We start from the raw sequence: 14,356 nt of genomic DNA, 5'->3' as shown, positions 1-14,356 counted from the left end.
GCCTCAGTCGTCCCCGCCCGGGGACGGCGGGGGTGGTGGCGGAGCCGGTGAGGTGTCCGGAAGCGCGGTCTCGTCCGCGAGGATCTGCCCGCCCCGGTGCTCACCGTCGTCGTCCAAGAGGGGCGGGAGGGGAGGGAGTTCGGGGACCGCGCCGCTCTCGTCGTCGCTCACGAGCACCTCCTTGTGCACGGACACGTCATGATGACTCCGGTATGCCGGACTTCGACGACCGGTGGCCCTGCAACTGTGCCATCGATCACCAAGCGGGGGAGGGGCCGATGCCCAGTACTCTGGCCGGACTCGTACTGTTCGTGGCCCTGCTCGTCCCCGGATATGCGTACCAGCGCCGCCGAGCGCGGGCGGTGCCCGAACGGGAGCACACCGCGTTCACCGAGACGCTGTCGGTGGTCTTCGTGAGCGTGGTCGTCGACTGGGTCGTACTGGCCGCCTTCGCGTTCCTTGCCCACTTCCTCCCCCGTGCGACGCTCGACCCGGCGCGGCTGCTCGACGACCCGAACCGTTACGCGGCCGGTCACTTCCTCGCCGTGGTCCTCTGGTCGGCCGCCTTCCTGGCCGTCGCCGCGCTGCTGGGGCACGCCCTGGCCTCGCGTCCGCCGCAGCGGTTCGGTGGACGGCTCACCGAGGCCCAGCAGTCCGCCTGGTGGCTGGCCTTCCACGAGCACCCCGACGCCACGGTGCACGTCGGCTGCATCCTGCACGACGGCTCGTACGTCGCGGGCATCCTGCACAGCTACAGCAGGGCCTCCGCCGAACACGGCGACCGGGACCTCACCCTGCGCGGCGAGATCACCTACCGGACGGCCCGCGGCCGGGTTGCGGCAGCCCTGCCGAACGTCAACCTCGTAGTGCTCAGCGCCCGCGACATAGCCGTACTGACTGTCACCTACGTCCGCCCCCAGCCTGCCGTCACCGAATGAGGCCCCGTCGGGCCGCTTGATGACGCCCGCGCCACCTGGTCACACTGACGGGTATGGACCCCCTTCGAGCAGGTGACGCCGGGCTGTTCACGCCGAACTCGGTCACCTGGCAGATGCACGGTGACCCGATGATGTGGGTGGCCGGTGTCCGGGCGCTGTATCTCCAGGCACTGCATCCGCGTGCCGTGCGCGGGGTCATGCAGAACTCCGACTTCCGGCAGGACGCCTGGGGGCGGTTGCTGCGGACCGCGAACTTCGTCGGGACCACGACGTACGGCACCACGGAGGCCGCCGAGCGGGCCGGCGCCCGGGTCCGGAAGATTCACAGCATGCTGTCCGCGACCGACCCCGACACCGGCGAGACGTACGGCGTCGACGAACCCGAGCTGCTGCTGTGGGTGCACTGCGCGGAGATCGACTCCTACCTCCAGGTCGCCCGCCGCTCCGGATTCCGCCTCACCGACGAGCTCGCCGACCGCTACATCGCCGAACACCGGGTCAGCGCCCGCCTGGTGGGCCTCGACCCCGACGCCGTACCGGCGAACCAGGCCGAGATGGCCGCCTACTTCGAGAAGGTCCGGCCCGAACTCGCCGCCGGACCGGAGGCACGCGCGGTCGATGACTTCCTGCTCCGTCCGCCGACGCACCCCCTGCTCGTCCCGGCGCGCGAGATGCTGTGGCGGCGCGTGGCACACCTGGCGTACGCCGCTCTGCCGCCGTACGCCCACGACCTGTACGGCAGACCGGCCCCGCGGCCCACCACCGTCACCCGCCAACTGCGTGTCACCGGCACCCTGTTGCGCTGTGTTCCCGCACGTCTGCGCTGGCAACTGCCGCCCAAACACATCCTCCGCGCCATGTCACGGCTCGGCCCCGGCTCCCGCCCGGCACCGTACAAAGTCGGGAGATAGCTCGCCATACTGGACGGGACCAGGGGCGGGGCGGCGCGACTTCGACGGGGGCGATCGCAGCAGATGGGGGACAGCAAGCTGATCCAGGGCCGCTACCGGTTGCTCGACCTGATCGGGCGCGGCGGCATGGGCGAGGTGTGGCGGGCCCGCGACGAGTCGCTGGGCCGCCATGTCGCCGTGAAGTGCCTCAAGCCGCTCGGCCCTTCCCACGACCAGACGTTCACCCGCGTCCTGCGCGAGCGGTTCCGGCGGGAGGCCCGCGTCGCCGCCGCCCTCCAGCACCGCGGGGTCACCGTCGTCCATGACTTCGGCGAGGACGACGGCATCCTCTACCTCGTCATGGAACTGCTGGAGGGCCGCAACCTCAGCCAGCTCCTGGAGGACAACCGACAGCATCCGCTGCCCGTCTCCGATGTCGTCGAGATCGCCGACCAGGTGGCCGCCGCGCTCGCCTACACCCACCAGCAGGGCATCGTGCACCGCGACCTGAAGCCCGCGAACATCATGCGGCTGACCGACGGCACCGTGAAGATCTGCGACTTCGGCATCGCCCGGCTCGGCCATGACATCGGCTTCACCTCCCGGCTCACCGGCACCGGCATCGCGATGGGCACCCCGCACTACATGTCGCCGGAGCAGATCGGCGGCTCCGAGGTCGACCAGCGCAGCGATCTGTACTCGCTGGGATGCGTGCTGTACGAGATCACCACCGGCGTGCCGCCCTTCGACCTCGACGACGCGTGGGCGATCCTCGTCGGCCACCGCGACACCCCGCCCCGCCCGCCGCGCAGCCATCGCGCCGAGGTGCCCGCCTACTTCGAGAAGATCATCCTCGACCTGCTGGCCAAGCTGCCCGAACAACGCCCGCACGACGCCCGCGAGTTGGGGCGCCGCATCAGCCTGGGCCGCACCACACCGACGTACGTGCCCACCGTGGTGACCCCGCAGCCGACGCTCCGCCCGGCTCTCGAACCGCCGTCCCGCGAGACCCGCCTGCCCTCCTGGACGCGGGGGATGACCACCGGACACAAGGCGATCGGCCCCGGCGCCGGTCCCGCGCCGCCCGGGGAAGGCGCCGCTCTGACCGGTGAGTGGATTCCGCGCACGGTCGTCGCCAGGCCCCCCGAGCCCGTCCCCGACGAACCGCCCGCGCCGTCCCAGGAGGCGATCACCGCCCTGGCCGGACGGCACAACGCCGGGCTCAGCCTGGGCCGCCTCGGGCGCTGGGCGGAGGCGGGCGAGGTGCACCGCGCGGTCGCCGCCGAACGCGAGCACCTCCTCGGCCCCGACCACCCCGACACCCTCGCCAGCCGCTACGAGGTCGCCTTCACCCTCTCCCGCACGGGCCGCGCCGCCGACGCCCTGCGCGAGTACAAACACGTCGCCCGCGCCCGCAGCCTCGCCCTCGGCCCCGACCACCCCGACACCCTCGCCGCCCGCCAGGAAATGGCCTACGTACTGGGGCAGTTGGGTCGCCACTTCGACGCCCACCAGGTCTACTCGTCCGTCCTCGCCGCCCGCGAGCGCACCATGGGCGCCGACCATCCCGACACCCTGCGCTGCCGTCACAACCTCGCCTTCAACCTCAGCCGCCTCGGCCGCCTGGAGGACTCCTACCGCATGGCCCGCGACGTGGCCGCCGCCCGCACCCGCGTCCTCGGCCCGACCCACCCCGACACCCTGGTCACCTGTTACGAAGTCGCGTACGCGCTTGGCCAGTTGGGCCGCTGGCCGGAGGCCCTCCAGACGTACCACGAGGTCGCCGAGGCCCGCGCCCAGGCCCTCGGGCCCGATCACCCCGACACCCTCGCCGCCCGCTACGAGGTCGGCATCAGCCTCGGCCGCCTCGGCCGCAGCGCCGAGGCCCTCCAGCTCTACCGCGACCTCATCGAGGACCGCACCCGCGTCAACGGCCCCGCCCACCCCGAGACCCTGCGCGCCCGCCACGGCCTCGGCGTCAACCTCGGCCGCCTCGGCCGCTGGGAGGAGGCCCTCGCCGAGTCCCGCGACGTGTGCGCCATCCGCGAACGCGTCCTCGGCCCCGAGCACCCCGACACCCTGGTCAGCCGCCGCGAGGTCGCCGTGGGCCTAGGCTGGCTGGGCCGCTGGGCCGACGCGCTCACCGAGTACCGCCGCGTCGCCACCGCCCGCGAACGCGTCCTCGGCGCCGGCCACCCCGACACCCTCGCCAGCCGCAACGACGAGGCCCACTGCCTGGAACAGCTCGGCCGCGGCGCGGAGGCGGTGGAGCTGTACCGCAGGGTGGCGGTGCTGCGCCAACAGCATGCTGCGGGTGGGTCCTGAGGGGCGTGTGGTCGGAGGCGTGGACAGGCCGACCCCGACGCCGTCCACCCCTGGTCGTCCGCGATCAACGCGTGTTACGAAGAGGCATGCCTGCACTCCCTGGACACACGTACGACGTCGTCATCGTCGGTGGCGGACACAACGGCCTCGTCGCCGCTGCCTACCTGGCCCGGGCCGGACGGTCCGTCCTGGTCCTGGAGCGGCTGGACCGCACCGGCGGCGCCGCGATCTCCACCCGGCCCTTCGCCGGCGTCGACGCCCGTCTGTCGCGCTACTCCTACCTGGTCAGCCTGCTGCCGAAGAAGATCGTGCGCGATCTCGGCCTGGACTTCCGGGTCCGTACGCGCACGATCTCGTCGTACACCCCCGTGGAGCGGGACGGACAGCCGACCGGCCTCCTGGTCGGCGGCGGCGAGCGGCGCACCCGGGAGGCCTTCGCGCGGCTCACCGGCGGTGAGGGCGAGTACCAGGCCTGGCAGCGGTTCTACGGCATGACCGGCCGCGTCGCCGAGCGGGTCTTCCCGACCCTCACCGAACCGCTGCCCACCCGCGAGGAGCTGCGCCGCCGGGTGGACGACGAGGAGGCCTGGCGGACCCTCTTCGAGGAACCGATCGGCGTCGCGGTCGAGGACCGTTTCGCCGACGACCTGGTCCGCGGAGTCGTGCTCACCGACGCCCTCATCGGCACCTTCGCCGACGCCCACGACCCCTCCCTCAAGCAGAACCGCTGCTTCCTCTACCACGTGATCGGCGGCGGCACCGGTGCCTGGGACGTTCCCGTGGGCGGCATGGGCGCCCTCACGGACGCCCTGGCCGCGGCGGCACGGGACGCGGGCGCGGTCCTCGCCACCGGCCACGAGGCGGTGCGAATCGCCACGGATGGCCGTACGGCGGAGGTGACGTACCGGACGGCCGACGACGAGAGCGTCGTCGCGGCCCGGCACGTCCTGGTGAACGCCTCCCCGCAGGCGCTGGCCGAGCTGACCGGCGACGCGCCCCCCACCCCCGCCGAGGGCGCCCAGCTCAAGGTGAACATGCTGCTCAAGCGGCTGCCGAGGCTGCGGGACACCGCCGTCGACCCGCGCGAGGCGTTCTCGGGGACCTTCCACATCGCCGAGAGCTACGAGCAGCTGGCAGTCGCCCACGCGGAGGCCGCCGCGGGCCGGCTGCCCTCCGCACCGCCGTCGGAGATCTACTGCCACTCGCTCACGGACCCGTCCATCCTGGCGCCAGAGCTGGTGGAGCAGGGCTACCAGACCCTCACGCTCTTCGGACTGCACACGCCGGCGCGCCTCTTCGACGCCGACAACTCCGCCGTGCGCGAGGACCTGTTGAAGGCGACTGTGGCCCAACTCGACGCCCACCTCGCCGAGTCCATCACCGACTGCCTCGCGACCGACGCGGAGGGCCGCCCCTGCATCGAGGCCAAGACCCCACTGGACCTGGAACGCGACCTGCGCCTCCCCGGCGGCAACATCTTCCACCGCGACCTGTCCTGGCCCTACGCCCAGGACGACACCGGCCGCTGGGGCGTCGAGACCCGTCACCCCAACGTCCTGCTGTGCGGCGCGGGCGCGGTGCGCGGGGGTGGGGTGAGCGGGGTGCCGGGGCACAACGCGGCGATGGCCGTACTGGAAGCAGAACAGGGCTAGTCCGCCGAGGCCGTCCACCCCGCCGCCGTCAGGCGCGCCGCGTCCGCCGGACGGGCCTCGTCGAAGAGGGTGTCGTCGGCGGTCTCCACGCGCAGCCCGTCGACATACACCCCGCGCCCCACGTACAGCCGGTCCGTGGCGTAGCGCCAGCGCAGGATCAGCTGCCGGTGTGCCGGGAGGGCGGCCGTCAGGCGGTGCCACGCCCGGCCCGACCAGCCCGTGACCGTGCCGGAAGGGTGGTTCTCGGTGTTCGTGGTGAAGGGCACCGGCTGCCAGGTCGTGCCGGTGTCCGTCGAGGCCTCCAACGTCAGGGTGTCCGCCTGCGGTTCGGTGTCCCACCACAGGGCGCAGCGCAGGCGCGTGTCGCCGGAGGAGGTGTCCAGCGCGGGGAGCGTGAGGGTGGCCGTCGTGGCGTTCGTCATGCCGGAGAACCAGGCGGTACGGCCGTGCCGTGGGCGGACGGGGACCGCGCGCGCCAGGTTGTTGGCGGCGGCGACCCGGGGCGCCGAGCCCGAGCGCCAACTGCGCACCGGGTGCACCGAGTTGCCCAGGACGATCAGGAACGAGTCGGTCGTCGGGTCGAGGACCAGTGACGTGCCGGTGAAACCGGTGTGGCCCGCGGTGCGCGGGGTGGCCATCGCGCCCATGTACCAGTGCTGGTAGAGCTCGAAGCCGAGGCCGTGTTCGTCGCCGGGGAAGGCGGTGTTGAAGTCGGTGAACATCAGCTCCACCGACTCAGGGCGCAGGATGCGCGTCCGGCCGTACACGCCGCCGTTGAGCAGCGTCCGCCCCAATACCGCCAGATCCCAGGCGCAGGAGAAGACGCCCGCGTGACCGGCGACTCCGCCCAGGCTGAACGCGTTCTCGTCGTGCACCTCGCCCCACACCAGACCCCGGTCGAGACCCGACCACGGCTTACGGGCGTCCTCCGTCGCCGCGATCCTCGGCTTCCAGGAGGCGGGTGGGTTGTAGCGGGTGCGGTGCATGCCGAGCGGGGCGGTGATCTCGTCGTGGAGGAGGGCGTCCAGGGTGCGGCCGGTGAGCTTCTCCAGGACCAGTTGGAGCGAGATCAGATTCAGGTCGGAGTAGAGGTACTTGGTGCCGGGCGGGTTGAGCGGCGCCTCGTTCCAGATGAGGCGCAGCTTCTCCTCGTACGTCGGCGCGTTGTAGAGCGGGATCCAGGCGCGGAATCCCGAGGTGTGCGTGAGGAGTTGACGGACAGTCACATCCTGCTTGCCCGCGGCGCCGAACTCCGGGAGGTAGGAGGCGACGGTCGCCTCCAGTTCCAGGTGGCCTCGCTCGATCTGCTGGACGGCGAGGATCGAGGTGAACAGCTTGGAGACCGAGGCCAGATCGAAGACGGTGTCCTCGGCCATGGGGATCTGGTCGGCGGGCGGGAACTCCACGCCCGTGTCCGTCTTCTCGTCGTACGCCGAGTAGCGCACCGCCGTCCCGATCGGCCGGTGCAGGGCCACGGTGCCGCCGCGCCCGGCGAGGAGCACGGCGCCCGCGTACCAGGGGTGTTTGGGGGACGGGCCGAGGAACACCTCGGCGTCGGTGACGAGTTGACGGAGGTGATCCTCCAGGAGGCCGGCCTGCCGCGCCGATCCGTGGCGGAGGGTGGGGCGGCCGCCCTGGGGCGCCGCCGACGCGGGGCCGGCCGGGAACGGGGCGATGGCGAGGGCGCCCCCGAGTGCGAGGACTCTTCGGGTGAGCTGACGGCGGGACAGTCCGGTGTGCGCCTCATCAGTCATCGGGAAACTCTATCCCCGGCAGGTGACTTCAGCCCCGGCCCGGAATCTGACGGAGCATCAGGAAACCTCTTCCGTCCTCCGGAGGACTGCGGCATCCTGCGCCCATGCAGACGGAGCTGAGCAAGAAACTGGGAGTCGAGCACGCCATCTTCGGCTTCACGCCGTTCCCCGCCGTCGCTGCGGCCATCAGCCGGGCCGGGGGGTTCGGGGTGCTCGGCGCGGTCCGCTACACCGCCCCCGACGACCTCAAACGCGACCTCGACTGGATCGAGGGGCACGTGGACGGCATGCCGTACGGCCTGGACGTCGTCATGCCCGCCAAGAAGGTGGAAGGCGTCACGGAGGCGGACGTCGAGGCGATGATCCCCGAGGGGCACCGGCAGTTCGTGCGGGACACCCTCGCCAAGTACGGCGTGCCCGAGCTGGCCGAGGGCGAGGCGTCCGGGTGGCGCATCACCGGCTGGATGGAGCAGGTCGCCCGCACCCAGCTCGACGTCGCCTTCGACTACCCGATCAAGCTGCTCGCCAACGCCCTCGGCTCACCGCCCGCCGACGTCGTGGAGCGCGCCCATGGCCGGGGCGTCCTCGTGGCCGCGCTCGCGGGCAGCGCCCGGCACGCGCTCAAGCACAAGGAGGGCGGCATCGACATCGTCGTCGCCCAGGGCTACGAGGCCGGCGGCCACACCGGCGAGATCGCCTCCATGGTGCTGACCCCGGAGGTCGTGGACGCCGTGGACCCGCTGCCCGTGCTGGCCGCGGGCGGCATCGGCAGCGGACAGCAGGTGGCGGCCGCGCTCGCCCTCGGCGCGCAGGGCGTGTGGCTGGGCTCGCTCTGGCTCACCTGCACCGAGGCCGACATGTCCTCGCCCGCGGTGACCCGCAAACTCCTCGCCGCGACCTCCTCCGACACCGTCCGCTCCCGCGCCCTGACCGGCAAGCCCGCCCGCCAGCTGCGCACCGAGTGGACCGACGCCTGGGACGACCCCGACGGCCCCGGCACCCTCCCCATGCCGCTCCAGGGCCTCCTCGTCGCCGACGCCCTCACCCGCATCCAGAAGTACGAGGTCGAGCCGCTGCTCGGCACCCCCGTAGGGCAGATCGTCGGCCGGATGAACCGCGAACGCAGCGTCCAGGACGTCTTCGACGACCTCACGCGAGGCTTCGAGCGGGCGGTCGACCGCATCAACCGCATCGCCGGAAGGAGCGGCCGGTGACGCGCCGACCGCTCGCCGCAAAGCGGCCAGCAAGCCGCTACCGCCTCTCCGCAAGGCGGCCAATGACACGGAACCCCCACTCCGCAAGACGGCCAGTGACACGCCACCCCCTTTCCGTACGGCGGCCAGTGACACGCCACCCCCTTTCCGTACGGCGGCCAATGACACGGAACCCCCTCTCCGCAAGGCGCCCGGCGACGACCCAACCCCCCACCGGAAGGAGCGGCCGATGACCAGCACCACGAGCACACCCCCCGCCGGATTCTGGGCGCAGGCCGCCGTCGACCCCGATCGCACCGCCCTCGTCGCCCCGGACGGCGAGGAGTGGACCGCGGGTCGGCTGCACGCCGCCGCCAACCGTCTCGTCCACGGCCTGCGCGCCGCCGGACTGCGTCGCGGTGACGCCTTCGCCGTCGTCCTGCCCAACGGCGTCGAGCTCTTCACCGCTCATCTCGCCGCCACCCAGGCCGGGTTGTACCTCGTCCCGATCAACCACCACTTCGTCGGCCCCGAGATCGCCTGGATCGTCGCCGACTCCGGTGCCAAGGTCTTCCTCGCCCACGAGCGCTTCGCCGCGCCCGCCCGCCACGCCGCCGACGAGGCGGGCCTCCCGGCCACGCACCGGTACGCCGTCGGCGAGGTCGAGGGCTTCCGGCCGTACGCCGAACTCCTCGACGGACAACCGGAGTCGGCGCCGCAGGACCGCGAGCTCGGCTGGGTCATGAACTACACCTCGGGCACCACGGGCCGCCCCCGCGGCATCCGCCGCCCACTGCCCGGCAAGGCCCCCGAGGAGGCCTACCTCGGCGGCTTCCTCGGCATCTTCGGCATCAAGCCGTACGACGACAACGTCCACCTCGTCTGCTCGCCGCTCTACCACACGGCGGTCCTCCAGTTCGCGAGCGCGTCCCTGCACATCGGCCACCGTCTGGTCCTGATGGACAAGTGGACGCCCGAGGAGATGCTGCGCCTGATCGACACCCACCGCTGCACGCACACCCACATGGTCCCCACCCAGTTCCACCGTCTGCTGGCGCTGCCCGAGGAGACCCGCGCACGCTACGACGTCTCCTCGATGCGCCACGCCATCCACGGCGCCGCCCCCTGCCCCGACCACGTCAAGCGGGCGATGCTCGACTGGTGGGGCCCGTGCGTGGAGGAGTACTACGCGGCCAGCGAGGGCGGCGGCGCCTTCGCCACGGCGGAGGACTGGCTGAAGAAGCCCGGCACGGTCGGAAAGGCCTGGCCCATCAGCGAGTTGGCGATCTTCGACGACGAGGGCAACCGGCTGCCGGCGGGTGAACTCGGCACCGTGTACCTGAAGATGAACACCGGCGGGTTCTCGTACCACAAGGACGAGACCAAGACGAAGAAGAACCGCATCGGTGACTTCTTCACCGTCGGCGACCTCGGCTACCTCGACGAGGACGGCTATCTCTTCCTGCGCGACCGCAAGATCGACATGATCATCTCCGGCGGCGTCAACATCTACCCCGCCGAGATCGAGTCCGCCCTCCTCTCCCACCCCGCCGTCGCCGACGCCGCCGCCTTCGGCATCCCGCACGACGACTGGGGCGAGGAGGTCAAGGCGGTCGTCGAACCGGCCCCCGGTCAGGAACCGGGCCCGGACCTCGCCGCCGCCCTCCTCGCCCACTGCGCCGGACAACTCGCCGGCTACAAGTGCCCCAAGACCGTCGACTTCATCACGGAGATGCCCCGCGACCCCAACGGCAAGCTGTACAAGCGGAGGTTGCGGGACCCGTACTGGGAGGGCCGCACACGAGCCGTCTGACCGGAGCCGCCGCGCCGCGGGCCTGCGCGTCCTACAGTACGAGGCGCTGGTTCTGTGCGTCGGCGCTGCGGGGGCTTCCATGGGAGAACAGGGCTTCAGTCTTTTCTACTCGTACGCACATGAGGACGAGGCACTCCGTGACGAGCTGTCGAAGCATCTGCGGACCATGGAACGCCAGGGGGTCATCAGGGGCTGGCACGACCGCGAGATCTCGGCCGGCGCGCAATGGCAGGGGGAGATCGACCGGAATCTAGGGACGGCGGATGTCGTCCTGCTGCTGGTGAGTCCGGATTTCATGGCCTCGGACTATTGCCATGACGTGGAAATGACCGAGGCGTTGCGCCGTCATGATCTCGGTGAGTGCGTGGTCATTCCGGTGCTGCTGCGGCCGGTCGACCTCGTGGGAGCGCCGTTCATGTCCCTCCAGGCGCTGCCCTCCGGCGCCCGGCCGGTGACGTCGTGGGGGGACAGGGACGACGCCTTCGCCGACGTGGCCGCCGGAATCAGAAGGGCGGTGACGCGCCTCGCCGCGGAGGACCGGCCCCGCAGGAGGGACGCGGTCGAGCACGAGCTCACTCCCGCACGCTCGCGCGACCTGGACAGGATCCGGGGATACCGGCACCTCCTCGACCGCCCCGCGTTCGCCATGCCGTGCATCTTCGAAGCGTCGCTGGAGGCGGTGGACCGGGCCTGCAACCAGATCAGCCTGGCGATGCTGACGGGACAGGTCCGCACCCCCGCCTGGGAGGGAAACCTCTACGAGATCGCCAAGCGCAGCGAGTTCGAAACCGAACCGTTCGTGTCGTCGCTCGACCGGATCAGGCACCATCTCGCCGCCCTGGAGCGGGCGGTGGCTCACCTGCACAGTCATCTCGCGGCCCCGGACAAGGTCGCCCTCGAGATCGGCAAGCGGGCGCCCGGGACCGACGACGGCAAGATCTGGCACATGGAGTTCTACCTGGGGGGCCTCATCTCCTCGGGCAGCGTGTCCCAGCGGTATGTGCGGGACGCGATCGAACTCATGGACCGGGTGGACGTCGGACGCAACGCGATTCTGAGGGTCGCCAACGAACTCTTCGGACTTGCCGGGCTCGCGGAGCTGCCACCGGTGACCTTGTCGAGCCGTCTGATCGAGCTGAGTGCGGACATGCGGCCGTACGACTGGGACCACTTCTATGTGCGCACACACGCCGAGCTGAGCGCGTTTCTCGCCGAGGAGGGCTGAACACACAGCCCTGTCGGTGCGGAACGGTGGTCCCGTCCGGTGCCGGACGGGACCACCGTTCCGTCAACGCTCGCGCACGTGCACGATCTTCAGCCCCGGCGACGACAGGATGTCCTTCTCGCAGAACCGGGACGTCACCCAGCGCTCCTGGGAGAAGAGGCGGGTCTGGTCGCTGTAGTGCGGGGAGTTGGGGTTCGAGGACTGGGAGTACATCAGGAGGGTGCGGGCCACCGGGCAGCGGCTGCCGTCCCAGCCGACCGCCTGGATGTAGCTGGAGCCGGTCGAGACCTCGGTGTAGCCGCCGCCCGCCGCGTCCCACACGGGCTCGACCTTGTTCCAGACGCCGAGGGACTCGGTGCCGCCCGGGACGGGGATGCGCTTGCCGTTCCGGACGACGAACTGGTGGTCTCCCAAGGGGGAGTTGAGCGGGATGCTCGCCGTGCGCAGCTCGGTGACCGTGTCCGCCAATGCGGTGGTGAACGCCGTGGTGTCCGTGTTGAGGGTGTTCGGGGTGCCGACCGGGTCGGCCGCCGAGAACGGCACCTTCCACAGCTGGGCCGCGGGGATGCGGCGCCACAGGCGGTCGAAGAGCAGCGCGCCCCGGCTGTCGGTGTTGGCCGTACGGTCCCACGCCGCGAGCACCCCGCACGCCTCGGTGACGTCAACAGCCTTGCCGTCACTGCCGGTTGCCGTGCCGCCGGGCAACGCCGCACAGGCCTTCGCCGCGTCGGCCGCGATCAGGTCCCCCGCGGGCACCCGGTTGGCGAACTGCTGCCGCTGAAGGTCCTTCACGGTCAGCTCGCCGCGACCCGCCAGCGCCGCCACGTCCTCGATCGCCCCGCGCGTCCGCATCGACCGCTGCGTGCCGATCGTGCCGAAGATCCGCTCGTACCCGGTCAACGGCCGCTCGGCGTTGGCCAGCCAGGCGCTGTCGTTGGAGTTCTCCGCGTACGGGGCGTCCGTGAGCGTCGGCATCTTCGCCGGGCCGAAGATTCCGGGCTGTACGGCGTCCGCGTCGCCGCCGAGCGCGCAGTCACCGCGCGAGCCGTCGAGGACCGCGAGCCCCGCCGACGGGTAGGTGACCTTGCCGAGCGGGGTGGAGCAGCGCTGGGCCAGCTCGTCGGTGATGCGGGGGAGCACCTGGGACTGGGTGAACAGCGAGTGACCGGCCGCGTCGGCGGCGATCGTGTTCACCCACGGCAGCCCCTGCGTCCGCCGCAGCGACTTCAGGACGTCCGCCGTGCCGCGCGCCTTGCTGAAGCCGAGCGCGGTGTCGGAGGCGCGCAGGTTGGCCGCGTTCGGGTCGTTGAGGGCGTACGCCGTCGTGGTCGTCCAGGGCAGCGGGACGGACGCGCCGAGCGAAGTGACGACGGGGCCGTACCGCGTCCACCACTGGGTACGGGTGACCGGGGCGCCGTCCTTCGTCTCGACGGTGACCGTGCGTTTCGTCATCCGCTCCGGCTTGCCGTCCACGAGATACGTCGTCGGGTCGGCCGGATCGAGCGTCAGCTGGTGGAGGTTGAGGGGGACGCCGGTCGCGACGGTGTGGCTCCACGCCACCCGCGCGTTGTGGCCTATGGAGATCGTCGCCGAGCCGAGCAACGAGCCGCCGGAGACGTTCAGTTCACCCGGGATCGTCTGCTGCGACTGCCAGAAGCGCCGGCCGCCCTGCCAGGGGTAGTGCGGGTTGCCCAGCAGCAGGCCGCGGCCGTTCGCGGTCGTCGCGCCGCTGAAGGCGACGGCGTTGGACCCCATGTCCGCGGAGTCGGCGGCCAGCAGCTCACGGGCCGACCGAGCGGTGTCCTGGGCGTTCGGAGCGCCCGCCGCGGCCGTCGTCGGCGGCTGGGCGGCCGTGATCCCGTCCACGCCCCGGCCCTGGCCGCCGAGCACGGCGAACGCGAACCCGCGTGCCGCGACGTCGAGTTCGGTCACCGGCTGGACCCAGGCGGCACCCCTGCACGCCGGGTCGGTGATCCGGTTCTGCCGCAGCCAGGCGTTGTACCCGGCGGCGAAGCCCCGCATCAGGTCCTTCACCTGCCGGCTCGGGCCCACCGGCGCCGGTTCGGCGAGCAGTTTCTCCACCGTGCCGGACTCGCGAACTCCCTTGAAATAGAGGTCGCTCGACAGGTTCTTCGTCGCGGAGGAGAGTGAGGAGTCGGGCGCGGCATCGGGCCCGAAGAAGCGGGACCGCTCGCCGCGCACGGTCACGAAACCGTCGGCGAGCGTGCACACCTGGTCGGCGGCCTGCGCCCACCCGGTGCCGAAGCCGAGGTCCGCGTAGTCCTTGCCGACGATGTGCGGAATGCCGTACTCGGTGTAGCGGATGGTGGCGGACAGACCGCCGTGCGAGGGGTGTTCCTGACGGTCCTGGCCCTGAGCGGCGGCTGCCGGCAGGGCCGAGGTGGCGGTGAGCAGGGCGACGGCCGCGACGACGGCTCGTCTGAGGCGGGTGCGCATGGTGCCTCCCAACGTCATTGAGGGAAGGAGCGGTTGAGCGTACCAACGGGTATGCGTCCGCGACCCGGTCCGCGACAAGGTGCTTGACCTCGCGCGACGGCGGGCCGAG

At 71.6% G+C, this 14,356-nt stretch carries 10 protein-coding genes; 7 read left to right on the top strand and 3 right to left on the bottom strand.

The window, feature by feature from the left end; all coding sequences use genetic code 11:
• Window positions 1–3 precede the first annotated feature (3 nt).
• Entirely contained in the window at window positions 4–171 is a 168-nt protein-coding gene (locus IQ210_RS04840; RefSeq protein ID WP_194077355.1) for a hypothetical protein, read from the bottom strand.
• A gap of 107 nt (window positions 172–278) precedes the next feature.
• Here IQ210_RS04840 and IQ210_RS04835 point away from each other — a divergent pair, with 107 nt between their 5' ends.
• The 4 genes from IQ210_RS04835 (at window position 279) to IQ210_RS04820 (ending at window position 5,805) form a co-directional block, all read left to right on the top strand.
• The gene (locus IQ210_RS04835) at window positions 279–938 is read left to right on the top strand and encodes a DUF6338 family protein (protein ID WP_194077353.1); all 660 of its coding nucleotides are present in this window, start codon (window positions 279–281) and stop codon (window positions 936–938) included.
• A 53-nt stretch (window positions 939–991) separates the two neighbouring features.
• Complete coding sequence (locus IQ210_RS04830) at window positions 992–1,849, top strand: oxygenase MpaB family protein (RefSeq protein WP_194077351.1); 858 nt, start codon at window positions 992–994, stop codon at window positions 1,847–1,849.
• Between the two features lie 63 nt (window positions 1,850–1,912).
• A complete protein-coding gene (locus tag IQ210_RS04825) occupies window positions 1,913–4,153 on the top strand; it encodes a serine/threonine-protein kinase (RefSeq protein WP_194077349.1) in 2,241 nt (746 codons plus the stop codon).
• Between the two features lie 86 nt (window positions 4,154–4,239).
• Window positions 4,240–5,805 carry a phytoene desaturase family protein gene (locus IQ210_RS04820; protein WP_194077347.1) on the top strand — a complete coding sequence of 522 codons (1,566 nt, stop codon included), beginning with the start codon at window positions 4,240–4,242 and terminating at the stop codon, window positions 5,803–5,805.
• Here IQ210_RS04820 and IQ210_RS04815 read toward each other — a convergent pair.
• Window positions 5,802–7,559 (bottom strand): serine hydrolase domain-containing protein, encoded by a 1,758-nt coding sequence (locus IQ210_RS04815; protein ID WP_194077345.1) that lies wholly within the window; start codon window positions 7,557–7,559, stop codon window positions 5,802–5,804. The genes IQ210_RS04820 and IQ210_RS04815 overlap by 4 nt on opposite strands.
• Window positions 7,560–7,663: 104 nt before the next feature.
• Here IQ210_RS04815 and IQ210_RS04810 point away from each other — a divergent pair, with 104 nt between their 5' ends.
• The 3 genes from IQ210_RS04810 (at window position 7,664) to IQ210_RS04800 (ending at window position 11,790) form a co-directional block, all read left to right on the top strand.
• Window positions 7,664–8,773 (top strand): NAD(P)H-dependent flavin oxidoreductase, encoded by a 1,110-nt coding sequence (locus tag IQ210_RS04810; protein ID WP_194077342.1) that lies wholly within the window; start codon window positions 7,664–7,666, stop codon window positions 8,771–8,773.
• Window positions 8,774–9,002: 229 nt separating this feature from the next.
• The gene (locus tag IQ210_RS04805) at window positions 9,003–10,565 is read left to right on the top strand and encodes an acyl-CoA synthetase (RefSeq protein WP_194077340.1); all 1,563 of its coding nucleotides are present in this window, start codon (window positions 9,003–9,005) and stop codon (window positions 10,563–10,565) included.
• A gap of 79 nt (window positions 10,566–10,644) precedes the next feature.
• On the top strand, window positions 10,645–11,790 hold the full coding sequence (locus IQ210_RS04800) for a toll/interleukin-1 receptor domain-containing protein (protein ID WP_194077338.1): 1,146 nt from the start codon (window positions 10,645–10,647) through the stop codon (window positions 11,788–11,790).
• A gap of 63 nt (window positions 11,791–11,853) precedes the next feature.
• Here the strand turns inward: IQ210_RS04800 and IQ210_RS04795 are convergent, their stop codons facing one another.
• The gene (locus IQ210_RS04795; RefSeq protein ID WP_194077336.1) at window positions 11,854–14,247 is read right to left on the bottom strand and encodes a penicillin acylase family protein; all 2,394 of its coding nucleotides are present in this window, start codon (window positions 14,245–14,247) and stop codon (window positions 11,854–11,856) included.
• Window positions 14,248–14,356: the final 109 nt, after the last annotated feature.

The sequence above is a fragment of the Streptomyces justiciae genome (genome assembly GCF_015163075.1).
Lineage (GTDB): Bacteria > Actinomycetota > Actinomycetes > Streptomycetales > Streptomycetaceae > Streptomyces > Streptomyces justiciae.
The sequence above is the reverse complement of the archived record's forward strand: the minus strand, read 5'-3'. Positions and strand labels throughout refer to the sequence as shown.